A 26211-nucleotide genomic window follows, 5' to 3' on the forward strand; every position below is an offset into this window, starting at 1 on the left:
AGCTATCGCACCAGAGCGCTTGTGCCCATAGACTGATGCCATGTTCCGGATAATGATCGTGTGCACGGGGAATATCTGCCGTTCGCCTATGGCCGAGTACATGCTCAAAGACGCCTTGGTTAATGCCGATGTCAACGAAGTTCAAGTGCTCTCGCGGGCCATCACCGACGGCGAAGTCGGCAACCCCATCGACGAGCGCGCCGCCAGCATCCTGCACAGCCATGGACTGGACGCCTCAGAACATGTCGCTGCCCAAATCGACGCCGATGAATTGGCCGATATGGACCTCGTCCTGGCCATGGACACCGACCACTTCGAAGAACTGGTACCAGAGTTGGCGGAGCTCGACCCGTCGCAACGACCTCAGCTGCGCATGTTCCGCTCCTTTGATCCGCAGGCCGCCAGCTCGCCGCATGACCGCCAGGGCGTTTACGACCCCTGGTATGGCGATGCCGGCGACTTCCGTGAAACCTGGAAACTTATTTCTGCTTCCCTGCCAGCCCTTGTAGATTACGTGCGGAGTAATATCGCTTCTCGTGGAAACCGCTAGACCAACTTTCATTGCCATTGATGGACGCTCCGGTTCAGGCAAAAGCACCTTCGCATCATCACTAGCGCAGCACCTTTCAGAGTTCTCTTCTGTAAATATCCTGCGCCTTGAAGACCTCTACCATGGGTGGCACGGCCTCGCCGATGCCCGGCGGATGTACAACGACCTACTACCCGCCTTAGCCGCAGGAGAAACAGTCACCTACTCCACCTGGGATTGGGCAAACGATCGCCTTGGAGAGCACCACGAGTTCACGGCCGCCGACATTCTCATCATTGAAGGCGTCGGAGCACTCAACGACCAAGCCCGCGAAATCATAAACTTCGGCATCTGGCTTGCAGCACCGGAAGATTTTCGCCGCGAACGCGCTTTAGCCCGGGACGGTCAAACCTACCGCCCGTACTGGTCTACGTGGGCAGAGCAAGAATCTGTTTATCTTCAGACTCACTCACCTGCTGATCATGCGCTGCTGTTCATTGATACTTCCGAAGTTGCTGATCCGCTCAACTCGCTTTTGGGCGCCAGCCATTTCTTGCCCGAAGCGATCAAGGAACTTTTTGGCGGTACGGCTCAGGGCTCCAACCTGCCTACATTGCGCCAAAGTTATCAGGCACCAGTTGATGTGGCTGCACTTTTTGAACAGCTCACAGCCCAGTTACCCCACGCTGCTCTTTTGGAATCCACCAGCCAGCACCTTGATGATCCGCTGGGGCGCAACCGCTATTCCATCCTCGCTTTTGCAACCAGTGCTCAACCGCCAATCCTCGGGGCCAACGAATCAGGAGCCTACATCACCGTGGGCGGGGCGCGCCTTCAACTCGGTCAAAATTTCTTTGACTCACTAGGCTCCCTCTGGCCCTCAAAAAACCAGTTGCACACCGACTACCCACTGCCACTATGGGTGGGCTACCTCGGCTATGAGCTCAAGCGCGAAGTCGCAGCCTCAAATATCAGCGCAGAAATCTCTCCGGGACAAACGCGTCCCGACGCGCAATTTTTCGCTCCGGACACCATCATGGTCATTGATCATCTGAGCTCCCAGATGCATTTACACAGTGCCAGCAAACCTTCCGCGCAGCTGTCCATCCTTCTTGGCAATCCACCGCAAGATCGCCGGAGCAAAACACTACCGATACCTGAATTTGTATGTGCTGACACCGCAGCCGGTTACCAAACCAAAATCCTCGCTGCGCAACACGAAATCTATGAGGGCAACACTTACGAAGTCTGCCTGACCACCGAGTTGACCGCCGTTGCCCAAGACTTTGATCCGTTCGAAGCCTATTGCAGGATGCGCCTTAGCAGCCCGGCGCCCTTTGCTCACTACTTGAAGTTAGCTGACCTTGAAGTCGCAAGTATCTCTCCAGAACGTTTTTTGGCTCTGTCTAACGATGGGCAGCTACGTGCTGAACCCATCAAGGGCACACGACCACGCGGCGTCACCGAAGTCTCAGACCTGGCACTCAAACATGATCTAGCAACGCATCCAAAAGACCGCGCAGAAAACATCATGATTGTTGATCTTCTGCGCAATGATCTCTCACATTACGCAGTGCCCGGATCCGTCAAGGTGACACGGTTGTGCTCTGTGGAAAGCTACGCAACGGTGCATCAAATGGTCTCCACCATCGACGCCACCCTGAGTCAGCCAGAACTGGCGGCTGGGGCCTTGCGCGAAGCCTTCCCACCGGGATCAATGACCGGTGCCCCAAAGCTGTCCACGATGAACATCCTTGATGAGCTCGAAGAGCACCGTGCCCGCGGCCTGTACTCCGGGGCGGTGGGCTATTTCGGAGCCGACGGTGCTGCCGACTTCTCCGTAGTTATCCGCACACTGGTTTGTGACCGTTTGCCTGATGCGTCGTGGCGATTATCTTTGGGGCTGGGCGGAGCAATTACCGCAGACTCAGTTCCACAAGAAGAGTGGGAAGAGGTCATCACCAAATCCCGTGGTGTCCTTCAAGCCCTCGGCGCCAGCTTCCCGCAGCCTACTGCAACGTAGCGGTGAGGCGGGCTACGTTGTCTATCCAGCGCTGCATTCGTGGACGACGGCGCCACTGCCCCAAAGTGATTTCCGTAGAAATCTCGCGGTAGTGATTCTGTACTTCGTTGACCGCGTTGACCATCTCCTTGCCCAAGAGCATCACGGAAATTTCCATGTTCAGGCTGAAGGAACGCATATCCATATTTGAGGATCCGACGACCGCCACTTCGTCATCAACAGTGAAGCACTTGGTGTGCAGAACCATCGGCGCTGGGTAGCAGTGAATACGTACACCAGCTTCGAGAAGTTGCTGGTAGTAGGACTGCTGCGCGTGGTGAACCAGGAACTGGTCGCCTTCTTCACAGACAAAAAGTTCAACTTCTACCCCGCGCTGGGCTGCAGTAGTAATTGCGTAGAGCATGGAATCATCTGGCACAAAGTACGGGCTGGTGATTTCCAAGCGCTCGGAGGCCGAGTAGATCAGCGTATTAAACAGGCGTAGGTTATTTTCCTTGCCGAAGCCCGGACCGCTTGGAAGTAGCTGCGCCAAGGTTGACCCGGGACGTTCTTCGTAGGCCAACGGGTGCCTGGCCTCGTTCATGTCCATCAGGACTTCTTGGTCGTTTTCTTCCTGCCACCAGTCAATAGCAAAGGTCACGTCCAAGCTGCGAACCAAAGGACCTTCAACGCGCAGCATCATTTCGACCCACTCGCGTCCGACCTTATGCGAAGACTTACGCTTGTAACCCGGTTCAATCAGGTTCTGGCTCCCGGTGAAACCGACCTCGCCATCAATGACCAAAATCTTGCGGTGGTTACGCAAGTCTGGGCGGCGCCAGCGCCGACCAATCAAGTCAATGGGAAGCATGGGACGCCAGTTGATCCCTGACTTTTTTAGACGCTTTTTCAACTCGCCATAGCCCTTAACTCGCAAGGTACCTAGGTGGTCAAAGAGCAGGCGCACGTGCACACCACGTTGTGCCGCGCGTTCTAGTGCTTCAAGGACTGGGCCAACATATTCTTCGTCGTCGCCCATGATGTAGAACTGAATGTGGATGTAGCGTGTTGCTTTGTCGATTTCATGACGCATCGACTCCATCGAGTAACGGTAGTCAGAAATAACCTCAACACTGTTGCCACCTTCTAGGGGCATAGCACCTAAGTTACGGTTCAGGCTGACCGCAGATTCAACCCACTCTTCTTGGGAGTGAAATTCTTCAGGCAACTCCATGTGCTTGGTGGCGTCAATGATTTGCTCGTGGGCACGCTTCTGCTTTTCTAACCGACTACGCGAGAGCCGCGGGTTAGCAAAAAGCCAGTAGGCCAAAAGTCCAACCACCGGAAGGAAGAAGATTCCCAAGAGCCAAGCCATCGCCGTGGTGGGGCGTCGGTTGCCCGGAACGATACCGATCATGAAGTAACGGACCACCAATTCGATGGCTACAAGGATGCTCCACAGCACGCTACCGATCTGCATAAGTACTTCATTACTCGGTAACACTGCTGGTACACCCCTTCGTTACGCACGATGATCGTCGCGATTTCCGGCTCTGATCTGCGTAATACAGCTCAAATTCCTCCGCTTAGCTTATCTAAGATTCACTAAGAAGTCTGAACATCCGTGAGCTCAAAGGTCACACATGGGCTATGGGTTCGATAATCTGTAGGTATGAGTTCTCTAGTATTCTTGGATCCGGCCTATCCGGCAGGCTACTTGGCCGATATTTCCGCACCACAACTTCCAGTCACCGTGCAGGGAGTCACCCGTGGAGACGGCATCTTCGAATCGATGCTCTACACCAACCAAGCGGTTCGCAAATTTGAAGCGCACCTTGCTCGTCTGGCCAGCTCGGCTGAACTATCAGACCTGATCATTCCCGATGCACGCACCTGGTATGCCGCAGTTGATACGGCCGTGGCTGACTTTGACGCCACCGGCGGCGCAGAGGAAGCTGTGGTCAAACTGATCGCAGCTCGTGGTGAGCATGATGAAGATCCAGCAATCTGTTGGGTGACTGTCACTCCTGCCCCGACCCTAGGCAAAGAGCAGCGCGAATCAGGAGTCGACGTACTCTTGCTTGATCGTGGCTACGATTCCAAGCTTGCCGAACGTGCACCATGGTTGATGATGGGCGCGAAGACCCTGTCCTACTCGATCAACATGGCAGCCCTACGTTATGCACGCAAGCACGGCGCCCATGATGTTATTTTCACTTCGGCCGACGGTATCGTGCTGGAAGCTCCCACCTCAACGGTGTTGGTTGCCCAGCGCGATGGTGAGACCAAGCGTCTGCTGACCCCCATGCTAGAAACGGGTATCCTGCCGGGCACCACACAGAGTGCAATCTTTGATGCGGCTGCTCAAGACGGTTGGGAACTGGGTTACGGCCCGTTGCGTCCAGAAGATCTCTACCAGGCTGATGGTGTCTGGTTGGTTTCCTCGATCCGTCTGCTCACTCCGGTGCGCACCTTGGATGCCAAGCCATTGCGTCTAGACGCTGAGCTCCATGAAGAACTCAGCGCCCTCAGCGACGCAATTCGCTAACTCCACACAAGGTTGTAGGTGCCGGCCCACAGGGCCGCACCTACAGCTGCAGCACCCAGGACGATGCCGGCGATAAGTACCGCGGCGTCGGTCCGGGTGAAGGTGGCCGTGCGGATCCAGGTCCGTTTGGCCGTACCAAAGCCTTTAGCTTCCATGGTGGTTGCCAAACGACCGGCACGGCGAATGGCCTGAACCAGCAAGGCCAGGCTCTGACCAAGTTTCGCGCCAATCCGCTCAGCGAGGGTGCCGAAGTTTCCGACACCACGAGCCCGACGGGCCAAGGTCAACGTCGTAAATTCCTCAATCATCAGTCCCAGCAATCGCATTCCGGCTAATGCGCCGAGCACAAAACGATGCGGGACCTTAAGCTGTTGAGACAGTGCCCCGCCCAGATCACTCGGGTTGGTGGTGGCCAACAACAAGATGCATGGAATCGCCAAGGCGAAGGCCCGCAGCCCGGTGGCAATACCGCCCTGCAGCGAACCCTCGGTAATACTGAACAGTCCAAGCTGCGCATAGACTGCGCCACTATCTTGGCCAACCAGTGCAATACCCCACGCAGCAAAAAGCCCTGCCAGTAGCAGCGGCCACGCCCGTTTGAGGAACTTCAGCGGACTGAGACCGGCCAGTGGGAACAACACAACGCTGGCAACAACGATCACCAAAGCCGAGACTGCATCCAATGTACTGATCAAAGGCAACGTTGCGGTAGCCACGGCGCCCAGCTTGGCTAACGGGTTGATCTTAGCTAGCCAGCTATCGCCCACCGGAGCATCCAGTACCGGTCCCTTAGGCTTGGCCACGTCGCCGCTTGGCAGTGCAGCTAGATGAATCTGCTCAGCCTGCAAGACGCTGGCCAAATGTTCATCGTGAGTCACCGCAATGATCGCGGTGTCCTGCTCCAACTGAGCAACCAGCAGCTGCGCTAATTCACGCCACGTATTGGCATCCTGTCCGAAGGTTGGTTCATCAAGGATCAACACGTCTGGAGAAGCGGCTAACACGGTGCCTACGGATAGCCGACGTTTCTCTCCTCCGGAGAGCGTGAATGGGTTTGCGTCAGCAAGATGTTCCAGACCCAAGCGCACCAGCAGTGACTGCACTAACTGCTCAACTTGTTCCGGCTCGTATTTCAGTTCTCGCCCGCCAATGGCTTTGGCTCTTAACGGAGCAAAAGCTAGTTCTTCACGGACGGTTTGCGCCACAAATTGGTGCTCAGGTTCTTGGAACACTGAACCGATCCGACCAATCAGCGCACCAGCTTTCCAGCTAAACGGTGAGCTGCCAAGACCATTGGCTAGCTGCTCGCTTGCATCAAGCTGTCCTGCGACAGGAGCGAGCAAGCCACCAACGGTGAGTGCCAAGGTGGATTTACCTGCACCGTTTTCACCACGGATGACCGTTGCGGTGCCTGCGCGGACTTGTAGGGTAACCGGGCGGGTGCGCGGTGCTTGCTCAGCTCGGGCGCACACCAAGTCTTTGGCCTCCAGCAAGGTTCCTCCCGGCTGGAGTGTCACTTGTTGGATTTGTGGCAGGTAGCCGGGAACCCACAGACCGGCCGAAGCGAGTTCAGCGCGAAGCTGCTGATCCTCCATGAGCTGTTGCGGGCTCAGATCATGGGCTACTCCGCCACCTGGCTCAAGGACGATGATGCGGTCCATGTGCTGGGCCCAGACTTCCAACCGGTGTTCAACTACCAGCACGGTGGCCCCGCTGAGCTGTGCCGCATTAAGCACGGCATCGCGCAAGGGACCGATCCCCTCTGGGTCCACGTTGGCGGTCGGCTCATCAAGGAGCATCAATCCTGGCTGCATGGCCAAGATCCCGGCCAGAGCCAGTCGCTGTTTCTGTCCTCCGGATAGTTCTTGGGTCCGGTGGTCAAAGGAGAGCATGCCTAGACCTACAGCGTCCAATACTTCTGGGATGCGCTCACGGATCACCTCGGGATCTACAGCAAGATTCTCCGCACCGAAGGCGACATCATCAGCTACCCGGCTCTGCACCACTTGGGTCTCCGGGTCTTGCTGCATCAGCCCAACCGGGCGTTGGCGAGCAAAGGCATCTGCCCCGTCAATGAGTAGCTCCCCACGCATTTGCTGCGACTCGTCGACTTCCAACAACCCCGCCAGAGCATGTAGCAAGGTCGACTTTCCCGCACCGGAAGGACCAACAAGAAGTACTTTCTGGCCGGCCTGAATATTAAGGTCTAAATCGGAAACGGCGGGAGTTGTTCTTTCGGCATGCTGCCAGCTAAAACCACGCGCAGAAATCTCGGCGCCCCGCCGAGTTTGAGCGTCAGCGCCACGGTTAGCCAGCGAACTCATTTGGCGGCCAGTTTCCCGGACTCGAGGTGAGCACGGCGGCTAGCCAGTGCGCTCAGTGCACCGGTCTTAGCCAATCCACGGGTGGCCAGCCAAGACAGCAGACCAGCGATAATCAGTCCAGAGACGCCGGTGATCAGCACGTGCAAGATCTTTAGTGATGAGGTGTATTCCACGTAGTACGCCAGGATGTAGGCTTCGGAAATACCGGCGAAGATGCCGGTGAAAAAACCTGCAATGAGCGCAACGCTCAGGTTCCACTTGCGGTAGCGGAAGATGGCAAAGACCAATTCAGCACCAAGGCCCTGGACCAGCCCGGAAACGATGACGCTCAGACCGTAGTGAGATCCCAGCAATGCCTCGATAATGGCTGCCAGTAATTCGCAGAACACTGCTGCACCTGGTTTGCGGATGATCAGGGCACCGAGTACCGCTGGGAAGAGCCATACGCCAGTCAGCAGTGCAGCGGCAGGTGGGAAGGCAACAAAAGCTAGCGAGAACAGCGGCATGCCTGCGCTCCAAGCCCAGAAGATCACTCCTGAGGCTACGGCGATTACTGAGGCTACGACGATGTCGACAACGCGCCAGCTGGTTCGCTGTTTTGCTGCTACTTGGTTCATGGGTGGTCCTCCTATATTTAGGAGGGGAGATGTACGGACTGATGGCATAGTGCTACACCCGTCCGCATCCGAGATGCTCGACTTCCTTCGCCGGTACTAGCCGGAGCAGGTTCGAGGGTCTGCGATCTATCGCACTCTCAGCGTCTTGGCGACTTCTTTTTTGAAGTCTGACGCTCCCCTGTCGGAAAAATTACTGCTCCCCCACCTTACCGCAGGTATGCTGGGCAGAGGAAAGATAAGTTACGACGTTGAAGCGAGGGCAATATGAACACAGTACAGAAACTTGCCACCACCGGAATTTCGATTGGCGCCGGTTTGCTCGGCAGCAAGCTAGTTGATCAGCTGTGGAAGGGCGTCACCGGAAATAAGGCTCCCCGCAAGGGTAGCGAAGAAGCTGCTGAGGCTTCATTCCGTCAGGCGCTCGGATTCGCGATCTTCTCATCGATTGTCGCAGCGACCATCCAGGTCTTGGCAGACCGTGGCACCAACAAGGTTGTCGCACGGTTCAGCAAGTAGCTAATGCTCAAGGAACGGCCCACCAATGGTGGGCCGTTCCTTTTTGTTTTGTTCAGTTTTACACTGCTCAGTTTTTCACTGCTCAGTTTTACTTTGAGTCCTTCGACTCTTCGCTGGAGACTTCAACAGACGCGGTGGCCGGTGCGTCAGATACCGTGTCCACTACTTGCCTCAGTTCATCGGCGTAGAGAGATTGTTTGGCAGCGTGCTTGGTTCGGTAACCAGCGCGCCCAATCATATGTGCGGATACGGGAGCGGTCAGTAGCTGCATCCCCCAAGCCAGGAACAATACTGGAACCACACTCCAGCTACGCAAGTGAATTGCTAGCGCGGTGAAGATCAGCAGAAAGCCAAGTACTTGCGGTTTGGTGGCGGCGTGCATCCGAGTGAGCATGTCGGGGAATGAAAGCAGACCGATACCGGCAATCAGCGACATGAGGCAGCCGGTGATCAGTAGGACGGCGACAAGAATATCGAGGAACAATTCCATTAGGCGTTCCTCTGATCCGAGACGTACCGCGACACCGTAACCGAGCCAATGAAGCCCAAGGTGCACGCAACAACGACAAACAACAGGTAGTCGGTGTGGCGGTTGAAGACCATTTCCAAGCACAACGCCACGGAAATGATCAGCAGCATCACGTCCAAGGCTAAGACTCGGTCAAGAATCGAGGGGCCCTTGGCAACGCGGATCAAGCACGCAACGGTGGCTAGACCCAGCATGATGCCGCAAATCCACATCACGATTGTCATCATTTTTTGCCTCCTACTCGACCAAGAATTGGACCGCATTCGTGCTTGATTGCTTCAAATTCATCGTGGCTACCCATCGCCATGATCACTCGACGTTCAATGTCGCGCACCGCTTCGCGGGCCCGTTCCATGTCGGATCTCGATTCGATGTTGATGTAGTGCAAGTACAGCGTTGATGAGCGCCGGTCAACGTCGATAACAAATGATCCAGGAATCAGCGTCAGTACATGTCCCACCGCGGTGACAATCAAATCCGAGTCGGTACGCAACTCCACGGCGATCACTCCACTGCGGGTTTTCTTTCCCCGGAAGATCGCCAGTCGTGCCACTTGGAAACTTGCCACAAATACTTGACCGATGAACCAGATAAACAGTTCAAAGCAGTACCAGACGTTCACACGGCCCGAAAGGACCACCGGCGGTAGCGGGAAGAGCGTGACAATTATCAGCGCAACGATGACACCGAAGATCAGATTCGCCGGCGAGAAGTCTTGCCAGAGGGCTGCCCAGACAAAGATCAGCAACGCCAGCAGCGGCCATTCCTGTTTGAGTGTTGCCCGGTGACGGACACCAGAAGTATCAAGCGCATCATGGATACGCTGATCTCTGTGCTTCAGGTTTTTAGTCGACATCGTCCCCTCTAATCACAATGGCAAGATCGCACTGATATATGGTTCGCGAGCAATGAGCTCAGCTGCGACCCGTTCACAGAACTCGAAGATTGGTCCAGCAAATACGGTCAACGCAATGCCGGCTACAACGAGTGACGCGGTGGAATAGCGCATTCCCCACGGCAAAGAATCGGCTTCAAGCTCCTTGGCCAGTTTCAGACCCAATGCCGGATTTTGCGCTCCACCAGCAGCAGTCTCAATAGCTACTGAGGCGGCCTGTTCCACTAGTTCTTGGTTTGGAACTTCAGCATCGGTAGCGCGTCGCCAGAACACACGGGCCCAAACACGGATGATGGCCAGCAGCGTCAGCAAGCTAGTGAGCAGACCAGCGCCAACAACAATCCAGGTCAATGGGTCAGCATCCTGTACTGCGGCGTGCAGCAATCCGAACTTCCCCAGGAATCCGGAGAACGGTGGGATGCCGCCCAAGTTGATCGCGGGGATAAAGAAGAGCAGCGACAGCGCCGGGGAAAGTTTGGCTAGCGAGCCGAGCTTGGTGACATTCGAGCTACCTGCACGACGTTCAATCAGGCCGGCCACCATGAACAACGAGGTCTGCACAATAATGTGGTGACCTACGTAGTAGATGGTTGCCGCGATGGCTAGTGGGGTGCCGATAGCAACACCAAAGATCAGGTAACCGATGTGGCTGGTCAGCGTGAAGGACAGCATACGTTTGATGTCCGTCTGGGCCAATGCACCAAGAATACCGACCACCATGGTCAGCGCTGCGGCCACCATCAGTCCGGCGCGTACTTCGCCTCCGGGGAACAGTAAGGTTTCGGTACGCACGATGGCATACACGCCCACCTTGGTCAGCAACCCTGCGAACACGGCGGTCACCGGTGCCGGAGCGGTTGGGTAGGAGTCGGGAAGCCACAAGGACAGCGGGAACACCGCGGCCTTGATGCCGAAGGCAATCAACAGCAATACATGCAAGATCAGCTGCGGGCCTTGATCCAACTGTGGCAGCTTCACCGCGAGGTCCGCCATATTCACCGTTCCGGTGGCGGCGTAGATCATGGCGATGGCCATCAAGAAGACCACCGAGGAAACCACCGAAACCACCACGTAAGTAGTACCGGCGCGAATGCGTTCAGCTGTGGCACCCAAGGTGAGCAGCACGTAGCTGGCGGTGAGCAGGATTTCGAATCCGACATAGAGGTTGAAGAGGTCCGCTGCCAGGAAGGCGTTAGACACACCGGCCAGTAGAATCAGGTAGGCCGGGTGGAATACCGAGACTGGTCCGGGTTCATCCCCGTCGGCTAGACCCTGACTGGTAGCGAAGAACAACACTGCCAGTGACACCAAGGTGGAAATCAGCAACATAAAGGAGCTGAAGCCATCAACCATCAGTGCGATGCCGAAGGGTGACTCCCAGCCACCGATGTGGATGGCATAACTTTCCCCGCCCCAGACGGCTGCCACCATGCCTGCTTCCAAAAGCAAGGTCAGGCACAGGATGCCGATGGTGATCAGTCGTTGGGTGCGCACCTGGCGGCGGGCCAGGAACGCGGCACCGGCGCCAATGATCGGAAGGACTACGGCCAGGGGTGCTAGATCTAGAAAATTCACTCTTCCCCCTCACGTACTGGTCGGCCTTCTTCGTCAACGAATTCGGTCGTATCCTCTGCCACCGGCGAGTCTTCCTCTTCGTCGTAGGCGGTCTTCTGCGACACCTTAATATCTTCGGTGTCATCGGCCAGCTCATCGGCACTGGTCAGCGTCCACGACCGATAGATCATGGCGAGCAAGAATGCTGTCACCGCGAAGGTGATGACGATTGCCGTCAAGATTAATGCTTGCGGCAGTGGGTCTGAATATTCTTCGGCTGCAATTTCGGGTTTGAACAGCGGGGCAATGCCTCGCCGGCCACCGGTGGTCAGGATCAGCAGGTTGATGCCGTTGCCCAAAAGCATGATGCCTAACAACACACGGGTCAGGGTTCGTTCAAGTACTAGGTAGAAACCGCAGGCAAGCAGCACACCGGTAATCACGAGAAAGGTGATGTTCACGCTCATCGGCCAACTCCTGTCTGTGAGGCTTGTACAAAGTCATGGCGGTCCACCGGGCTACGTCCTTCGGAGAGTGAATCAATTTCGCTACCCAGTGAACGCAGCACGTCCTGTACCAGTCCCAAAACCACCAGATACACGCCGATATCGAAGATCGTAGAAGTAACAAACTTCTGATCTCCAAAGAACCAGAACTCCACGGCATACATGGTGAAAATTTCGTCGCCCAGCAACAGCGGAACAATTCCGGCCAGTCCAGCTAGTGCAATACCGCCACCGATAAGCAAGCCTGGGGCAATCCTGAGTGACTCAGAGAGTTCAATGCGACCGCCGGCTAGGTAACGGATGGTCAAGGCAAGGCCTGCGATCAGACCGCCGGCAAAACCGCCACCGGGAGTGTTATGTCCGGTGAGCAGCGTGTAGACCGAGAGGATCAGCACCGAGTGGAACATCAGCCGGGTGACCACTTCAAAAATAATTGACCGGCGTTCGGCCACGAGGGTACTTCCGGCCATCAGCCAGTCTTGATTGCCGCTGGTGGCAAAGCGTCGGGCGATGCGCAGTTCCACATCTTTGGATTCCTTATTGCCCATGGCTTCGGAACCCGAATCGATGCTGCCCGGTTCCACCTCGTGTGCACGAACCCGTGAGCCGAAGCTACGGCCGGCGAAGATCAATGAAGCGACGCCGGTTGCAGCCGCCGCGAGGACGGTGATTTCTCCGAAAGTATCCCAGACACGCATGTCAACCAGGGCGACGTTGACAATATTTTTTCCGTAACCCTCGTGGTAAGCCAGCTCTGGCCATTCAAGTGAAATTCGGGTTTGGTCACGGGCGCCCATCATGGCGATGGCAATGTAGATCACCATGACGGCCAAGGCGATTGCCAGCAGTGCGCGTCCCCATTTGATCTTGGCAACTCCACCCCACAGTCGCTTTGGCAAGGCACGCAGAGCCAAAACGAAGGAGACCAAAATGATGGTTTCTACCAACAGTTGGGTCAGCGCCAAGTCGGGTGCCCCCTGCAAGGCAAAGATCGCGACCATGCCGTAGCCGGTGACCGAAACCATCAGCACTGCCATGAAACGCTTTGGCGCAATCACGGACACCACGGCGCCTGCAATAATCAGCGCACCGATGAGCAGCTGGGCAGGGTGGTCAGCAATAACCCAGAGATCGGGCCAAGGAGTCGAGACTGTCAGGGCAATCCCCAGCGGAACTACTAAGACGACGCCAAGAATCACGCCGAGGTAGAAGGACAACGAACCACGTTGGGTGCGACCGGTAATCCAAATGGCAACCATGTCCAGCCCGTTGAGTGACATGCGGTAGATATCTTCGGCGGAGATGATCATGCGCCTCGGAGCAGCACCGGTATCTGTTCGGCGGCGAATCCAGTAGAAGGCAAGACCCAGGCTGATGGAAATTGCGCTGAGTCCCAAGGCTGGGTTCAGTCCAGCAAATGCCAACAGGTGCATTTTGCCTGGTCCACCCTGCGCTGCTGACCAGTGGATCATCAAAGGCTCAACCAGCTGTGGGTACAGGCCAAGGGCCAGCGTCATGGCTGAGAGCAGGAGCAATGGTGCGAGGAAGATCAGTGTTGGGGCCTTGCAGGTCAGGTACGGCACCGAATGCTTTTTCACCCCGAACGCGCCGAAGAAGAAGCGAAGAGAATAACCCATGGTCAAACCAGCGCCGAGCACCAAGCCGATCAAAGCAACGATGCCCCAGCCGTGTTCTAAGTGCAGCGCGGATTCGTAAATTGCTTCCTTGGCCACAAAGCCAAAGGTCAACGGCACGCCCGCCATGGATGCTGCAGCGATTCCGGCGGTAACACTCAGAATCGGCATGGCCCGGCGCAGTCCGCTGAGCTTTCGAATATCACGAGTACCGGTGTTGTGGTCAATGATGCCCACGCTGAGGAACAAGGTCGCTTTGAATAGGCCGTGGGCCAAGGTCATTGCCAGTGCGGCGAAGGCGGCTTCCGGTGTTCCAAAACCGAAAATGGCAATGATGAAGCCCAGCTGCGAGACCGTACCAAAAGCAAGAATCAGTTTAAGGTCATGCTGTTTAAGCGCACGGAAGCCACCAATGAGCATGGTCAGCACACCGATGCCCACGGTCATTGGTACCCAGAGGTTTGTTTCGGAGAATCCCGGGGCCAAGCGCGCGATCAAATAAACGCCGGCTTTAACCATGGCGGCGGCGTGCAAGTAGGCGGACACCGGTGTTGGTGCGGCCATGGCGCCGGGCAGCCAGAAGTGGAAAGGAACCAATGCGGATTTGGAGATGGCACCAACAATGATCAAGGCTATGGCTACGTCCGTGTAGGCACCAAGTGAAACGAGGCGATCTGCGGAAGCCAAGATCTCGGAGAGCTGGTAGCTGCCAGCTTCGGAGCCGATCATCAAGATACCGGCCAGCATGATCAAACCACCCAAGGTGGTGACGATCAGTGCAGTCATTGCCGAACGGCGGGCTGAGATCAAGGCTTGGTTGAAGCCGATGAGCAGATAGGAAAGAACGCTGGTGATTTCCCAGAAGATAAACATGATGATGACGTCGTCGGCCGTGACCAAGCCGGTCATCGCTCCGGCGAAGGCAACCATCTTCGCAGCGAATCCACCAATTTGTGGGTCATCGTTTTTGAAGTAGCGTGCACAGTAGAACAACACCAGTGCGCCCACGCCAAGAATCAGCAGCAGGATGGTGGCGGATAAGGAGTCCATCCGGAAGTTCAACCCGATGTTGAGTCCGGAGATCCACTCAATTTTCAGTGAAGGCGGCGCATTAGGTGCACCGTTGGCCAGAGAGTTATCTGCGGCAAGTACAACAGGTAGCTGAGTCAGCAACCAAATAAATCCCACTGCAGGGACAGCGGCCACCACATAGAAGGCGTTTCGTTTAAGTACCCGGAACAAGAGCGGGCACAAAAGGGCGGTCACAAACAGCGCAGTGAGAATTACTAGCACTTGTCTCCTCTGTCGACTGTTGGTTGGGCAGAGTGCATTGACCACAAAAATAGTCCGCAGTAGTAATTTTATCAGCCGGTTTCCGCGAGCCTTCGCGCAATCTGTCTTTAGAGGAATATTTTCGCCAGTTTCCGCGATCAGCTGATTTTGAGCTTTTGCACAGGATTATCAAGATTTCGATTTTTGGTTCACTCGCTGTTCCGTTCTTGCGGGTACGATTCGAGCATGTCAATCATTCGACCAGATTCGCCCCCAGCCAGTGATAAGTGGCTGAACAAGTACACCTGGGCTTGGGCTAGCTGGGACTGGGGTCAGGCAGCGATCAACGCGGTGATGATCACCTTCGTTTTTACCGTCTACTTGACCAGTGAGCTCTTCGGCGACAAGGACCATGCTTCGCTGGTGTTGTCTCAAGCGCTGACGGTCGGCGGTTTGGCCATCGCATTGCTGGTGCCAGTCACCGGAATGCGCGCCGATGCGGCAGGACGACGAAAACTGTGGATTGTGGTCAATACGCTGATCCTTGTTGTTATCTGCGCGGCCTGTTTCTTTGTCTATCCAGACCCCAAGTTTCTTTGGTTAGGCGCCATCCTGATTGCACTGATGTCAGTGGTCAGCGAGTTTGCCGGAGTGAACTACAACGCCGTACTCAACCAGATTTCAACCAAGGCCACCGTCGGCAAGGTCTCCGGATTCGGTTGGGGCATGGGCTATGTTGGTGGCATTCTTGCTCTAGCTCTGGTGCTTTTCGGATTTGTGGACCCTATAGTTCAGTGGCCAGGTGCCAGTACCGACGGATCACTGAATCTTCGATTGATCGCCATCTTCTCTGCCGCTTGGTGCCTCGTGTTTGCGCTGCCACTGTTTTTCATCATTCCCGAGGCACCGGCAGCCACTTCAGCGAAGATCCCACTGAAGGATTCTTACAAGGTCTTGTTAACAACGATCAAGAACTTGTGGAGCAGTGACCGCAACTTACTGTTCTTCCTTTGCTCCTCAGCCGTCTTCCGTGACGGTCTCGCCGCCATCTTCACCTTCGGTGGCGTCATCGCGGCGGGCACCTTTGGCTTCAGCACCTCAGAAGTAATCATCTTCGCCATTGTTGGCAACCTCGTTGCCGCGGCCGGTGCGGTGTTGGGCGGTCGACTCGATGACGTGCTCGGGCCAAAGATGGTCATCTGCGGTTCCCTCATCGGGTTGCTCATCGCCGGTGCAGGAGTATTCCTCTCCCCCAGCGCCAGCGGCTTCTGGATCTTCGGATTGCTGCTGTGCTTGTTTGTGGGTCCTGCTCAGGCGGCCTCACGTTCTTACCTGGCAAGGCTAATTCCAGCAGGCCGCGAAGGAGAACTCTTTGGCCTCTACGCCACGACGGGTCGGGCGGTTTCCTTCTTAGCCCCGGCACTGTTTGGCCTGTCTATTGCCATAGCTACTCCCCTAGTAGCTGCCGGCGGCGCCCAGCGCTATGGCATCTTGGGAATTCTAGTGGTGCTTGCCCTGGGCCTGCTGCTTCTGTTGCCTATCCGTGCACCGCGCAAGGTCAAGGATTAATCAGCCGTGGAATGATCCACCAAACACAATGAGGATCGGCTCAAGGGCGATCCTCATTGTGTTTAGCTTTCGATGTTTGTGCGGTGGAAGTTCAGGTGGCTGCGTGATGCCGTTGGTCCGCGCTGTCCCTGGTAACGGTTTCCGTAGGGTCCGGAACCGTAAGGGTGCTCGGTGGCGGAGGTCAGCTTGAAGAAGCAGAGCTGGCCAATCTTTGAACCTGGCCAGAGCTTGATCGGCAGGGTAGCCATGTTGGAGAGTTCCAGCGTCACGTGTCCGGAGAAGCCCGGATCAATGAAGCCTGCAGTGGAGTGGGTGAGCAGTCCAAGGCGGCCCAGTGAGCTCTTGCCTTCAAGACGTGCCGCAATTGAGTGTCCGAGGGTCACCACTTCATAGGTGGAGCCAAGCACAAACTCACCGGGGTGCAAGATAAACGGCTCGTCCGGGGCAACCTCGACCAGGCGGGTCAGTTCATCTTGTTCCGTTGAAGGATCAATATGCGCGTACTTGTGGTTGTCGAATAACCGGAAGAACCGGTCAATTCGAACGTCCACGGATGCGGGCTGGACCATGTTCGAGTCAAAGGGCTCAAGGCCAATCTCACCGGACGCTATTTCTCTGCGAATGTCACCATCTGAATACAACACGTGAACAAACTTATCGCGTGAAGTGCCATTGGATGAACTCTGCGGGCAAATAAGTACATTTTTCAGTCGTCTAAGTCGTCTCTGCTTCACTAATGAGGTGATGTACTTCCCCTCGCCTAGAGAAGAAATCGGGCTATCGTTGTAGAGGGGACTTGTTTTCCCACTCATCGCTTCATCTCAAAGGGTTCCTTCATCATGCGTCTCGCCTCTGCAGTGACAAGCACCGTGCTTGCCTCGACTCTGCTGTTCTCAGCAATTCCTGCTGCCCAGGCCGCGCCCGATAAGGATCTGCCCGCGATCGAAAGCTCGCAGCTTACGGACGCATCAAGCATGCTCGCGTTGATCAATCCCACCACCAAGCTTTCACCGGAGAACTACACACCCTCAAAGCTCGTGAATGTTGCCGGGACTGGAATGCAGTTGAGATCCGAAGCGGCTAAGGCCGTGGAGCAACTCATTACGGATGCTCGCGCGGCCGGCCATTCCATCCATCTGCTGAGTGCCTACCGATCCTATGAACGGCAAGCAGCGCTATTTAATCAGTACCAAACCAAATATGGGACCGCTTATGCCGAGCGTATTTCGGCACGTCCTGGCACCAGCGAACACCAGCTCGGGTTGGCGGCGGACCTTGGTTACACCAACAGCCAGGCTGAACTAAAAAGTGCCTTCGGGCAAACTCCTGCAGGTATCTGGATTGCCAAACATGCGGTGGAGTACGGGCTGATCATCCGGTACCCGGATGGCAAGGAAGAGATCACCGGCTACAAGTACGAGCCATGGCATGTTCGCTACATCGGTAAGGAGCACGCCAAGGCATTGGCACAATCAGGGGCTGAAACCTTTGAAGAGTACTTCACGATGCTTGGCGAGGCATCAGCGTCCAAGAAGGTCAAAGCAACCGCGGTTGCCGAAGATGAAGAGCAAGACAGCTCAGCACCTACCGACACTGACTCTTCAGAAGAATCAAAGAAGTCCGGTTACGGCGTGATGAAAGACGATGACCTTCTCGTTTTGCGTTTCCTACCGCCGTACCGCGATTGGGGTTTTGGCTTCAGCGAATAGTCGCTGCGCCTGAAAATTCTCGGCTAGAAGAAGCTCGCTACGCCCAAAAAGAGCAGTGACGGGACCAACGAAGCGACCAACGCTATGGCCCAATGCAAGATTTTTCCGCTGTTCTTCTGACATGCTCCGGTGCGTTTCCTTCGCGAAATCAGGTTCACATTGGAAAAGATCCAGATGATGGTTCCGATGGCCAACGGTGGGCCAAGCATCGTTTGAAGCGGGAAAATCGAGCTCTCTTGCAGAAGGTCGCGAACTGAACGACCCCAAGAACTGATCGGGTTACCAACCACCACTACGCACAGCATCCAGTAGTAAATAATTCCGGGGATACCAAGGAGCAGATTCACGACTGTTAGTCGTCTCAAAGCTTTCCCCTTCATCCCGATGATGTGCCTCGGGGTCTGCGAGGCTTCATGAATTCTACCGAATTCACGCTCACGCCTAGTGCTCTTTGCCTAGAATTGCGCCTGTGCATCGCCTAGGAGTTGCAAAAAGACCGCCAACAGATCATTTTCTGTTGACGGTCTCTTTGACTGGTGCTGCGAAAACTACTTAGCGCGTACCGGGATTCCGGTGAAGGTTGGCTTCAAGGTCTCGGCAAAGAAATCTTCGCCCTTGTCGTCAACGACGATGAACGCTGGGAATTCCTCAACGTCGATCTTCCAGATTGCTTCCATGCCGAGCTCCTCGTATTCGAGAATTTCGACCTTCTTGATGCAATCCTGCGCCAAACGTGCTGCTGGTCCACCAATGGATCCAAGGTAGAAACCACCGTGGTTGTTGCACGCATCGGTGACCTGCTTGGAACGGTTGCCCTTTGCCAGCATGACCATCGAGCCGCCGGCTGCTTGGAACTGATCCACGTAGGAGTCCATGCGCCCTGCGGTGGTCGGGCCGAAGGAGCCCGAAGCCATGCCTTCTGGAGTCTTGGCAGGACCTGCGTAGTAGACCGGGTGGTCCTTGAGGTACTGCGGCATTTCTTCGCCAGCGTCCAGACGTTCCTTGATCTTGGCGTGCGCGATATCGCGAGCAACCACCAACGGACCGGTCAGCGATAGACGAGTCTTGACCGGGTACTTGGTCAGTTCAGCCAGGATCTCAGCCATTGGCTTGTTCAGGTCAATCTTTACCACCGAGTTGCCACCGGTGCCCGAGACGCCATCGGTCTCATCGTCGTGAGCGGCAATCGCTGGGTGGTTCTCATCTGGCATGAAGCGGGCTGGATCGGTTTCCAGCTGCTCAACAAAGAGACCTTCTTCGGTAACCTTGGCCAGCATCTGGCGGTCAGCCGAGCAAGATACTGCGATGGCTACCGGCATGGAGGCACCATGGCGTGGCAAGCGAACGATGCGCACGTCGTGGCAGAAGTACTTGCCGCCGAACTGGGCACCGATGCCGAAGTGACGGGTCAGCTCTAGGACCTTTTCTTCCAGCTCGGTATCGCGGAACCCGCGACCGGTCATCGCGCCTTCCGTTGGCAGGGAATCCAAGTACTTGGCCGAACCGTACTTAGCGGTCTTCAGCGCCATCTCGGCCGAAGTTCCACCGATAACAATGGACAGGTGGTACGGAGGGCAAGCCGCGGTGCCCAGCGAACGCAGCTTCTCATCGAGGAACTTCAACATGGAGTTCTCGTTGAGGATGGCCTTGGTCTCCTGGTACAGGAAGGACTTGTTAGCAGATCCACCGCCCTTGGCCATGAACAAGAACTTGTAGCTGGTGTCAGCCCCGTCCTTGGTATTGGCGTACAGGTCGATCTGTGCTGGCAGGTTGTTGCCAGTGGACTTCTCTTCCCAAGTGGTCAGCGGGGCCAGCTGCGAGTAACGCAGGTTCAGTCGGGTGTAGGCGTTGTAAATGCCACGCGAGAGCGAGATTTCATCCTGCTCTTCGGTGAGCACACGCTGGCCGCGCTTACCCATAACGATTGCGGTACCGGTGTCCTGGCACATCGGCAGGATGCCGCCGGCAGCAATGTTGGCGTTCTTCAGCAAATCCAGTGCAACGAACTTATCGTTCGGGCTAGCTTCCTCATCGTCGAGGATGTTTCGCAGCTGCTGCAGGTGGGCTGGGCGAAGGTAGTGCGAGATGTCGTGCAGTGCGGTTTCAGCCAACTGCTCTAGTGCCTCGGGGGCGACCTTCAGGAATTTCTTCCCATCCGGACCGGCGACGACCTCGACGCCTTCGGAGGAAATCTTGCGGTATGGGGTTGTATCTTCGCCAATTGGCAGAAGATCCTCATAACGGAATTCAGGCATGCTCTGTCCTTGATTCAATCGTGGATGCTCATCTGCCATTTTATGCCTCTTGCCCCAAATTCCCGCATTCGCCGTTTGCACCGCAGGCTTTATCGCGACATGCTGTAGTACATGAGCACCGAGAACACCCCAGCTGCGCACGACGGGCAGGATCCAGCACAGGCCCCGCACGCGATCATCGAAACACCAATGGACCAGCACCGGGCCAAGCCTAAAACGCACTTCGAAATGATGTTGCAGGCTGGCCTGAACAAGCCTGAACTCTCCGGTTCAGTCATTGCTGCCTTTATGCGTGCCGAGGTGTACTTCCTCTCCCGTGAAGAGGTCACCGAAGAGAACAAAAACGCTCAGCCAATGCTGCTGACCAACCCCACCGGTGAAGCCGTGGTGGCTCTCTTTACTTCTTTGGAACGTATTCCATCTACCTACATCGACCAGGCACCGTTTGGTGTGAAGGTTCAGGGCGCCACCGTGGTGCGCGCACTGGATAACACTGGCTTTGTGGTCAACCCAGGCGATGAACTGAGCTTTGAAGTTCCAGCAGATGGCGTGGCCATTTTGCAGCAGCAGATGCTGAATCAAAAAAGCGAAGATCAAGCGTAATTTTTCCCACGGTTAATCGTGCGATGTAACGTCCCGTCGAATTCGTGAGATATGCTGATTGATGCCCGAGCCGTCATTAGGCCGCTCGGTGCACCTGCGGGCGTAGCTCAATGGTAGAGCGCTAGCTTCCCAAGCTCGATACGCGGGTTCGATTCCCGTCGCCCGCTCGCACTCACGTCGGGGTACCACCAGGTGCCCCGACGTTTTAGTTTCATTTGGCCAAAACCAAGGAGCATGATGACCGGAGTCCTCGAAGGCTTCTCCATCATTTGGGTGGTCATTGCCGTAGGTTACCTCGTAGGACGCACCGGAGTACTTGGAGATCAAGGACGCCACGTGCTTAGTCGCGTGACCTTCTTTGTCGCTAGCCCCGCCCTGCTATTCAGCACGTTGGCTGAATCAGATCCTGGTTCGGTCCTTGGCCCGCTGTTGTGGATCGCTGCAATCTCTGCCGCGCTCACCGCGCTGGCCTACCACGGTGTTACCGCACGGTGGCTAAAGCGTTCGTCTTCGGAGCGAATCATCACCGCGATGTCAGCGTCCACTGTGAACTCAGCAAATCTCGGTCTACCCATCGCTTTGTACGTTCTTGGTGATGCTTCCTACGCTGCTCCGATCATCTTGTTCCAATTGGCGCTGTACCAGCCAATCAACTTGGCCATGCTTGATGCCAGCACCTCGCGTCACCGCACCACCCCGCTGGCGTTGCTGCTAACAACGGTGAAGAACCCGATGATCATTGGTTCCATGCTTGGACTGGTGGTGGCGCTGACCGGTTTCAACGTTCCCTCGATTGTCCTTGAACCGATCGATTTGATCGCTGGCGCTTCGATTCCCTCAATGCTCATGGCCTTTGGCATTTCCCTTGTTGGGTCCAAGCCACTAGAGAAGAAGTCCGGGCGACGCGCCAATGTACTGATCGCCTCCGCTGCCAAACTGATTCTGCACCCGGCTTTGGCCTGGGTCTTGGCCTATTTCGCATTTGGGCTTCGTGGAGAACTGCTGGTGGCATCGGTAATCATGGCTGGTTTGCCTACCGCACAAAACGTATTTGTTAGCGCCTCACGTTATGACCAAGGTGTCATCGTGGCCAAAGATACCGTGCTCATCACTACTATCTGCGCCATACCACTAATGATGCTATTGGCCGTAGCGCTGGGAATTTAGTGTAACTTTTGACCTTCGGAATAAGCGGATGTCTCTAGACTGTTGTTAGGACTAGAGCATTACCCATCAATTCTTGAACGAGGTCATCATGAAGCGCACCATACCCCTGCTGGCAACTGCCGCAATTCTTGCCCTATCCCTAAGCGCCTGCGGCTCTTCCGGCGGCTCGGGCGATTCCTCCGCTTCGGCCTCGACCGAGGGCGGTTCCGCGTTGCAGAAGGTCAAGGATGCTGGCGTATTGACCGTGGGCACCGAGGGCACCTACCGTCCGTTCTCCTTCCACGAAGGCAATGACCTGACCGGTTACGACGTTGAAGTGATCAAGGCCGTCGGTGAAAAGATGGGTGTAGAGGTCAAGTTCCAGGAAACCCAGTGGGACGCGATCTTCGCTGGCTTGGATGCCGGACGCTTCGACGCTATCGCCAACCAGGTGGCCATCAACCCTGAACGCGAGAAGAAGTACCTGTTCTCGAAGCCGTACACCGTCTCTGAAGGCGTGGTTGTGACCAAGAGCGATAACACCGACATCACCTCCTTCGATTCGCTCAAGGGCAAGAAGACCGCGCAGTCGCTGACCAGCAGCTTCTATGAAGCAGCCAAGGCCGCCGGTGCCACCATCGAGCCGGTTGAAGGATGGGCCCAGTCGGTCACCCTGCTCAAGCAGGGCCGAGTGGATGCCACGGTCAATGACAAGCTGACCTTCCTGGATGCCCAGAAGACCAACCCGGATGACAGCATCAAGATCGCTGCCGAATCCGAGGACAAGAGCGAATCCGCAGTCACCTTGCGCAAGGGCTCCGAAGACCTGCAGGAAGCCATCGATGACGCGCTGGACGAGCTGCGCACCGATGGCGAACTCGCCTCGATCTCCAAGAAGTACTTCGGCGAAGACGTCAGCAAATAACCGCACCATCCCAAGTGAAACAGTAGACTGGCTCCACACGTATACGTCGTGGGGCCAGTCTCATTTGTCTCGAAGGTAGCTCATGGATTCGAATTGGCAGTTATTTATCGATTCGCTCTGGCCCTTGGCCAAGGGCGCAATCACCGCAAGCATTCCGCTGGCACTGATTAGCTTTGCCCTAGGCTTAGTTATCGCTTTACTCATGGCGCTGATGCGGATCAGCAAGAACCCGGCGCTCTCGGGCATCGCCCGGGTCTACATCTCGATCGTCCGCGGCACTCCCCTGCTGGTGCAGTTGTTCGTCATCTTCTATGGCATGCCCACCCTGGGCATCACCATTGACCCGTGGCCCAGCGCGATCATCGCCTTCAGCCTGAATATCGGGGCCTACGCCGCGGAAATCATCCGTGCCGCGATCCTCTCGGTTCCGACTGGCCAGTGGGAAGCCGGATACACGCTTGGCATGTCTCGCACGCGCAGCCTATTCCGGCTGATCCTGCCCCAGGCCACCCGCGTGGCCATCCCTCCATTGTCCAACTCCTTCATCTCGCTAGTGAAGGACACCTCGTTGGCTTCGACCATTCTGGTCACCGAAATGTTCCGCAAGGCCCAGGAAATCACGGCCTCGACCTACGAGTTCATGGTCCTGTACTGCGAGGCGGCCGCGATCTACTGGGTCATCTGCCTGGCGTTGTCCGCACTACAGAACTCTGTTGAAGGAAGGCTGGAAAAGTATGTCACCAAGTAACTCAACCTTGCTCAGCGTCACCGGCCTGCACAAGGCTTTCGGCGAGAACCAGGTGCTCAAGGGCATCGACTTCTCCGTGCACTCCGGCGAAGTGGTGGCCCTGATCGGCCCTTCGGGGTCCGGCAAGACCACCGCGCTGCGTTGCCTGAACGGACTGGAAATCGCCGATGCAGGAACCGTCGGATTCAACGGTGGACCGCAGGTGGACTTCGATCCCAAGACCAAGCCCAAGTCGGCTCAGATCCTGCGCGATCGTTCGGCGATGGTCTTCCAGGGCCACCACCTCTTCCCGCATCTGACAGTGCTGCAAAACGTCACCATCGGACCCCTCGAAGTCCAAAAACGCGCCCGAGCTCAGGTATTGGCCGAGGCCCACAAGTTGCTGGATCGTGTAGGGCTCGGAGCCAAGGCCGACGCGTACCCAAATTCTCTGTCTGGCGGTCAGCAGCAACGCGTAGGCATTGTCCGCGCGCTAATGCAGCAGCCTGATCTGTTGCTCTTTGATGAGCCAACCAGCGCCCTGGACCCAGAACTCGTCGGCGAGGTTCTCAGCGTCATCAAGGAACTAGCCCAAGAGGGCTGGTCGATGGTTCTGGTCACCCACGAGCTGGCCTTCGCCCGCGACGTGGCCGACACCGTGGTCTTTATGGATGGCGGAGTGGTTGTTGAAACCGGGCCGGCGGCTCAGGTTTTGTCTGCTCCGACAAATCCCAGAACACAAGCCTTCGTTCAACGTCTTTTGCACCCGTTCTAGAAAGCATAAGGTAAAGGTATGACCCAGGACACAAATGCATTGTTGACCAGCCTTATCGAAGGCTATAACTTCTCTTCGGAAGGTCTTGAACTCGGTGTAGCCCTCATTGATGGCAAGGTCGAGCCCACCGCTCCCATCAGGTTGCCGCTGAAAATGCTCAACCGCCACGGACTGGTCGCAGGTGCTACCGGTACCGGTAAGACCGTGACCTTGCAGCTGATGGCTGAGCAGTTGAGCAAAGCTGGTGTGCCGGTATTCCTCGCAGACATCAAGGGTGACCTCAGCGGTTTGGCACAGGAAGCTGTAGCTTCCGAAAAGCTCACTGCCCGCTTGGCCGAACAGGGCAAAGAATTTGCTCCCCGTGCCAACCCGGTTGAGTTCCTATCCCTCGGCGAAGGAACCCACGGAACTCCGGTTCGCGCTAGCGTTGATGCTTTTGGTCCAATCTTGTTTGCTCGTGTTTTGGAGTTGAACGAGACTCAGGAAGAATGCTTGCAGCTGATCTTCCACTACGCCGATACGAACAAACTCCCACTTGATGACCTGAACGATGTGAAGTCGGTGATTAGCTTCCTAGTCAGTGATGAGGGAGCATCAGCGTTGGAGCAACTCGGCGGCGTGTCAAAAGCCACCGCTGCAGTCATCCTTCGCGGCATCACCATCATGCAGTCGCAGGGCCTAGACCAATTCTTTGGCCAGCCAGAATTTGATACCTCAGACTTCTTGCAGGTACGCGAAAACGGTGGCGTCATCAACGTTCTGGAATTGCCCAGCGTCAATCAGCAGCCAATGCTGTTCTCCACCTTCTTGATGTGGCTTCTTGCTGACCTCTTTGAGGACTTGCCTGAAGCCGGTGACTTGGACAAGCCAAAGCTGGTGTTCTTCCTTGATGAAGCTCACCTGTTGTTCAAGGATGCAACCAAGTCCTTCACCGACGCCATCATCAATACTGTTCGGTTGATTCGTTCCAAGGGTGTAGGACTGTTCTTCATTACCCAGTCCCCTACCGACTTGCCTGATGAGGTGCTCGGCCAGCTCGGTAACCGAATCCAGCATGCGGTACGTGTATTCACCGCCAAGGACCAGAGCGCACTGAAGAAGATCATCCAGACCTTCCCGGTCAACGGAGTGGATCTGCAAGAAGCGTTGACTCAAGCCGGTGTGGGTGAAGCGGTCATTACCGTTCTTGATGAAAAGGGCGCTCCGACCCCAGTCGCGTGGACCAAGATGTCCTCGCCAGGATCAAATATTGGCCCAGCCTCCCCTGAGGTACTGGATTCGAATCTCAAGGCCTCACCGCTGGCTGCACGTTATGCCACCGCGGTAGACCGTGAGTCCGCTCGTGAAATGCTTGAGGCCAAGGCGCAGCCTGCGCCGGCGCCAGAAGCTGCACCAGAACAGCCGGCACCAGCACCGCAGCAGGAATCAGCACCACGCCAGCAGCGCCAGCCAAAGGCAGAACCAAACCCGATGCGAGACATGGCCGTAGATGCCGCAACCATGATTGGTCGCGAGCTTCTGCGAGGAATGTTCGGCAACCGTAAGCGCCGCCGCCTTTGGTAATACCCGACGCTAA

At 56.1% G+C, this 26211-nt stretch carries 24 protein-coding genes, 1 tRNA gene and 1 riboswitch; of the genes, 13 read left to right on the forward strand and 12 right to left on the reverse strand.

Going from position 1 to position 26211, the window contains the following annotated elements:
- Positions 1-40 precede the first annotated feature (40 nt).
- Together AC1Z3F_RS09910 and AC1Z3F_RS09915 are read left to right on the forward strand one after the other, a co-directional pair.
- Positions 41-550: a low molecular weight protein-tyrosine-phosphatase gene (locus tag AC1Z3F_RS09910; RefSeq protein ID WP_060702393.1), complete on the forward strand. Its 510-nt coding sequence runs from the start codon at positions 41-43 to the stop codon at positions 548-550.
- Positions 537-2552 carry a chorismate-binding protein gene (locus AC1Z3F_RS09915; protein ID WP_131088944.1) on the forward strand — a complete coding sequence of 672 codons (2016 nt, stop codon included), beginning with the start codon at positions 537-539 and terminating at the stop codon, positions 2550-2552. The genes AC1Z3F_RS09910 and AC1Z3F_RS09915 overlap by 14 nt, the downstream gene beginning before the upstream one ends.
- Here AC1Z3F_RS09915 and cls read toward each other — a convergent pair.
- A complete protein-coding gene (gene cls / locus AC1Z3F_RS09920; RefSeq protein WP_262199503.1) occupies positions 2539-4011 on the reverse strand; it encodes a cardiolipin synthase in 1473 nt (490 codons plus the stop codon). The genes AC1Z3F_RS09915 and cls overlap by 14 nt on opposite strands.
- Positions 4012-4203: 192 nt before the next feature.
- On the opposite strand from cls, the gene AC1Z3F_RS09925 reads away from it, so the two are divergent.
- On the forward strand, positions 4204-5079 hold the full coding sequence (locus AC1Z3F_RS09925) for an aminodeoxychorismate lyase (RefSeq protein ID WP_483565631.1): 876 nt from the start codon (positions 4204-4206) through the stop codon (positions 5077-5079).
- On the opposite strand, the gene AC1Z3F_RS09930 is transcribed toward AC1Z3F_RS09925, so the two are convergent.
- Together AC1Z3F_RS09930 and AC1Z3F_RS09935 are read right to left on the reverse strand one after the other, a co-directional pair.
- Complete coding sequence (locus tag AC1Z3F_RS09930; protein ID WP_131088946.1) at positions 5076-7403, reverse strand: ATP-binding cassette domain-containing protein; 2328 nt, start codon at positions 7401-7403, stop codon at positions 5076-5078. The genes AC1Z3F_RS09925 and AC1Z3F_RS09930 overlap by 4 nt on opposite strands.
- Entirely contained in the window at positions 7400-8020 is a 621-nt protein-coding gene (locus AC1Z3F_RS09935) for an ECF transporter S component (RefSeq protein WP_131088947.1), read from the reverse strand. The genes AC1Z3F_RS09930 and AC1Z3F_RS09935 overlap by 4 nt, the downstream gene beginning before the upstream one ends.
- A 65-nt stretch (positions 8021-8085) precedes the next feature.
- Positions 8086-8210, reverse strand: a riboswitch (TPP riboswitch).
- Between the two features lie 74 nt (positions 8211-8284).
- On the opposite strand from AC1Z3F_RS09935, the gene AC1Z3F_RS09940 reads away from it, so the two are divergent.
- The gene (locus AC1Z3F_RS09940) at positions 8285-8536 is read left to right on the forward strand and encodes a DUF4235 domain-containing protein (RefSeq protein WP_131088948.1); all 252 of its coding nucleotides are present in this window, start codon (positions 8285-8287) and stop codon (positions 8534-8536) included.
- An 88-nt stretch (positions 8537-8624) separates the two neighbouring features.
- On the opposite strand, the gene mnhG is transcribed toward AC1Z3F_RS09940, so the two are convergent.
- The 6 genes from mnhG to AC1Z3F_RS09970 are packed head-to-tail and all read right to left on the reverse strand — an operon-like array spanning position 8625 to position 14947.
- The gene (mnhG, locus tag AC1Z3F_RS09945; RefSeq protein WP_131088949.1) at positions 8625-9026 is read right to left on the reverse strand and encodes a monovalent cation/H(+) antiporter subunit G; all 402 of its coding nucleotides are present in this window, start codon (positions 9024-9026) and stop codon (positions 8625-8627) included.
- Complete coding sequence (locus tag AC1Z3F_RS09950) at positions 9026-9292, reverse strand: MrpF/PhaF family protein (protein WP_131088950.1); 267 nt, start codon at positions 9290-9292, stop codon at positions 9026-9028. Before AC1Z3F_RS09950 ends, mnhG begins: the two co-directional genes overlap by 1 nt.
- Positions 9289-9921 (reverse strand): Na+/H+ antiporter subunit E, encoded by a 633-nt coding sequence (locus AC1Z3F_RS09955; protein ID WP_131088951.1) that lies wholly within the window; start codon positions 9919-9921, stop codon positions 9289-9291. Before AC1Z3F_RS09955 ends, AC1Z3F_RS09950 begins: the two co-directional genes overlap by 4 nt.
- Positions 9922-9933: 12 nt before the next feature.
- Entirely contained in the window at positions 9934-11535 is a 1602-nt protein-coding gene (locus tag AC1Z3F_RS09960) for a Na+/H+ antiporter subunit D (protein WP_131088952.1), read from the reverse strand.
- The gene (locus AC1Z3F_RS09965; RefSeq protein ID WP_131088953.1) at positions 11532-11981 is read right to left on the reverse strand and encodes a Na(+)/H(+) antiporter subunit C; all 450 of its coding nucleotides are present in this window, start codon (positions 11979-11981) and stop codon (positions 11532-11534) included. Before AC1Z3F_RS09965 ends, AC1Z3F_RS09960 begins: the two co-directional genes overlap by 4 nt.
- On the reverse strand, positions 11978-14947 hold the full coding sequence (locus AC1Z3F_RS09970) for a Na+/H+ antiporter subunit A (RefSeq protein ID WP_131088954.1): 2970 nt from the start codon (positions 14945-14947) through the stop codon (positions 11978-11980). Before AC1Z3F_RS09970 ends, AC1Z3F_RS09965 begins: the two co-directional genes overlap by 4 nt.
- A 225-nt stretch (positions 14948-15172) precedes the next feature.
- On the opposite strand from AC1Z3F_RS09970, the gene AC1Z3F_RS09975 reads away from it, so the two are divergent.
- Positions 15173-16495, forward strand: coding sequence for an MFS transporter (locus tag AC1Z3F_RS09975; protein WP_131088955.1), 1323 nt, complete (start codon positions 15173-15175; stop codon positions 16493-16495).
- 62 nt (positions 16496-16557) lie between these two features.
- Here the strand turns inward: AC1Z3F_RS09975 and dcd are convergent, their stop codons facing one another.
- The gene (dcd, locus tag AC1Z3F_RS09980) at positions 16558-17139 is read right to left on the reverse strand and encodes a dCTP deaminase (protein WP_131088956.1); all 582 of its coding nucleotides are present in this window, start codon (positions 17137-17139) and stop codon (positions 16558-16560) included.
- Between the two features lie 195 nt (positions 17140-17334).
- On the opposite strand from dcd, the gene AC1Z3F_RS09985 reads away from it, so the two are divergent.
- The gene (locus AC1Z3F_RS09985) at positions 17335-18204 is read left to right on the forward strand and encodes a M15 family metallopeptidase (protein ID WP_483565632.1); all 870 of its coding nucleotides are present in this window, start codon (positions 17335-17337) and stop codon (positions 18202-18204) included.
- Positions 18205-18227: 23 nt separating this feature from the next.
- Here AC1Z3F_RS09985 and AC1Z3F_RS09990 read toward each other — a convergent pair whose 3' ends face one another.
- Positions 18228-18569, reverse strand: a complete 342-nt coding sequence (locus AC1Z3F_RS09990) for a hypothetical protein (protein ID WP_131088958.1) — start codon at positions 18567-18569, stop codon at positions 18228-18230.
- A 183-nt stretch (positions 18570-18752) separates the two neighbouring features.
- Positions 18753-20459, reverse strand: coding sequence for a fumarate hydratase (locus AC1Z3F_RS09995; protein ID WP_131088959.1), 1707 nt, complete (start codon positions 20457-20459; stop codon positions 18753-18755).
- Between the two features lie 111 nt (positions 20460-20570).
- Here AC1Z3F_RS09995 and AC1Z3F_RS10000 point away from each other — a divergent pair, with 111 nt between their 5' ends.
- From AC1Z3F_RS10000 to AC1Z3F_RS10030, 7 genes are all read left to right on the forward strand, one after another.
- Positions 20571-21062, forward strand: a complete 492-nt coding sequence (locus tag AC1Z3F_RS10000; protein ID WP_131088960.1) for an SseB family protein — start codon at positions 20571-20573, stop codon at positions 21060-21062.
- 96 nt (positions 21063-21158) lie between these two features.
- Positions 21159-21229: transfer RNA gene (locus AC1Z3F_RS10005), tRNA-Gly, on the forward strand.
- 70 nt (positions 21230-21299) lie between these two features.
- Positions 21300-22229: an AEC family transporter gene (locus AC1Z3F_RS10010; RefSeq protein ID WP_483566953.1), complete on the forward strand. Its 930-nt coding sequence runs from the start codon at positions 21300-21302 to the stop codon at positions 22227-22229.
- Positions 22230-22317: 88 nt separating this feature from the next.
- Entirely contained in the window at positions 22318-23133 is an 816-nt protein-coding gene (locus tag AC1Z3F_RS10015; protein WP_131088961.1) for an amino acid ABC transporter substrate-binding protein, read from the forward strand.
- A gap of 82 nt (positions 23134-23215) precedes the next feature.
- Entirely contained in the window at positions 23216-23881 is a 666-nt protein-coding gene (locus AC1Z3F_RS10020; protein WP_131088962.1) for an amino acid ABC transporter permease, read from the forward strand.
- Positions 23868-24635 carry an amino acid ABC transporter ATP-binding protein gene (locus tag AC1Z3F_RS10025; protein WP_131088963.1) on the forward strand — a complete coding sequence of 256 codons (768 nt, stop codon included), beginning with the start codon at positions 23868-23870 and terminating at the stop codon, positions 24633-24635. The genes AC1Z3F_RS10020 and AC1Z3F_RS10025 overlap by 14 nt, the downstream gene beginning before the upstream one ends.
- A gap of 18 nt (positions 24636-24653) precedes the next feature.
- Positions 24654-26198 carry a helicase HerA-like domain-containing protein gene (locus tag AC1Z3F_RS10030; protein ID WP_483565633.1) on the forward strand — a complete coding sequence of 515 codons (1545 nt, stop codon included), beginning with the start codon at positions 24654-24656 and terminating at the stop codon, positions 26196-26198.
- Positions 26199-26211 lie beyond the last annotated feature (13 nt).

This window comes from Glutamicibacter sp. MOO4 (assembly GCF_056934395.1).

Excerpts from the sequence above, each read along its gene's own strand:
- AC1Z3F_RS09950 (WP_131088950.1), bottom strand. The coding sequence starts at position 9,292 with ATGATGACAATCGTGATGTGGATTTGCGGCATCATGCTGGGTCTAGCC.
- AC1Z3F_RS10025 (WP_131088963.1), top strand. The coding sequence starts at position 23,868 with ATGTCACCAAGTAACTCAACCTTGCTCAGCGTCACCGGCCTGCACAAG.
- AC1Z3F_RS10015 (WP_131088961.1), top strand. The coding sequence starts at position 22,318 with ATGAAGCGCACCATACCCCTGCTGGCAACTGCCGCAATTCTTGCCCTA.
- AC1Z3F_RS09935 (WP_131088947.1), bottom strand. The coding sequence starts at position 8,020 with ATGAACCAAGTAGCAGCAAAACAGCGAACCAGCTGGCGCGTTGTCGAC.
- cls (WP_262199503.1), bottom strand. The coding sequence starts at position 4,011 with ATGCAGATCGGTAGCGTGCTGTGGAGCATCCTTGTAGCCATCGAATTG.
- AC1Z3F_RS10030 (WP_483565633.1), top strand. The coding sequence starts at position 24,654 with ATGACCCAGGACACAAATGCATTGTTGACCAGCCTTATCGAAGGCTAT.
- AC1Z3F_RS09965 (WP_131088953.1), bottom strand. The coding sequence starts at position 11,981 with ATGAGCGTGAACATCACCTTTCTCGTGATTACCGGTGTGCTGCTTGCC.
- AC1Z3F_RS10020 (WP_131088962.1), top strand. The coding sequence starts at position 23,216 with ATGGATTCGAATTGGCAGTTATTTATCGATTCGCTCTGGCCCTTGGCC.
- AC1Z3F_RS09985 (WP_483565632.1), top strand. The coding sequence starts at position 17,335 with ATGCGTCTCGCCTCTGCAGTGACAAGCACCGTGCTTGCCTCGACTCTG.
- AC1Z3F_RS10010 (WP_483566953.1), top strand. The coding sequence starts at position 21,300 with ATGACCGGAGTCCTCGAAGGCTTCTCCATCATTTGGGTGGTCATTGCC.
- AC1Z3F_RS09925 (WP_483565631.1), top strand. The coding sequence starts at position 4,204 with ATGAGTTCTCTAGTATTCTTGGATCCGGCCTATCCGGCAGGCTACTTG.
- AC1Z3F_RS09975 (WP_131088955.1), top strand. The coding sequence starts at position 15,173 with ATGTCAATCATTCGACCAGATTCGCCCCCAGCCAGTGATAAGTGGCTG.
- mnhG (WP_131088949.1), bottom strand. The coding sequence starts at position 9,026 with ATGGAATTGTTCCTCGATATTCTTGTCGCCGTCCTACTGATCACCGGC.
- AC1Z3F_RS09910 (WP_060702393.1), top strand. The coding sequence starts at position 41 with ATGTTCCGGATAATGATCGTGTGCACGGGGAATATCTGCCGTTCGCCT.
- AC1Z3F_RS09930 (WP_131088946.1), bottom strand. The coding sequence starts at position 7,403 with ATGAGTTCGCTGGCTAACCGTGGCGCTGACGCTCAAACTCGGCGGGGC.
- AC1Z3F_RS09995 (WP_131088959.1), bottom strand. The coding sequence starts at position 20,459 with ATGCCTGAATTCCGTTATGAGGATCTTCTGCCAATTGGCGAAGATACA.
- AC1Z3F_RS09955 (WP_131088951.1), bottom strand. The coding sequence starts at position 9,921 with ATGTCGACTAAAAACCTGAAGCACAGAGATCAGCGTATCCATGATGCG.
- AC1Z3F_RS10000 (WP_131088960.1), top strand. The coding sequence starts at position 20,571 with ATGAGCACCGAGAACACCCCAGCTGCGCACGACGGGCAGGATCCAGCA.
- AC1Z3F_RS09940 (WP_131088948.1), top strand. The coding sequence starts at position 8,285 with ATGAACACAGTACAGAAACTTGCCACCACCGGAATTTCGATTGGCGCC.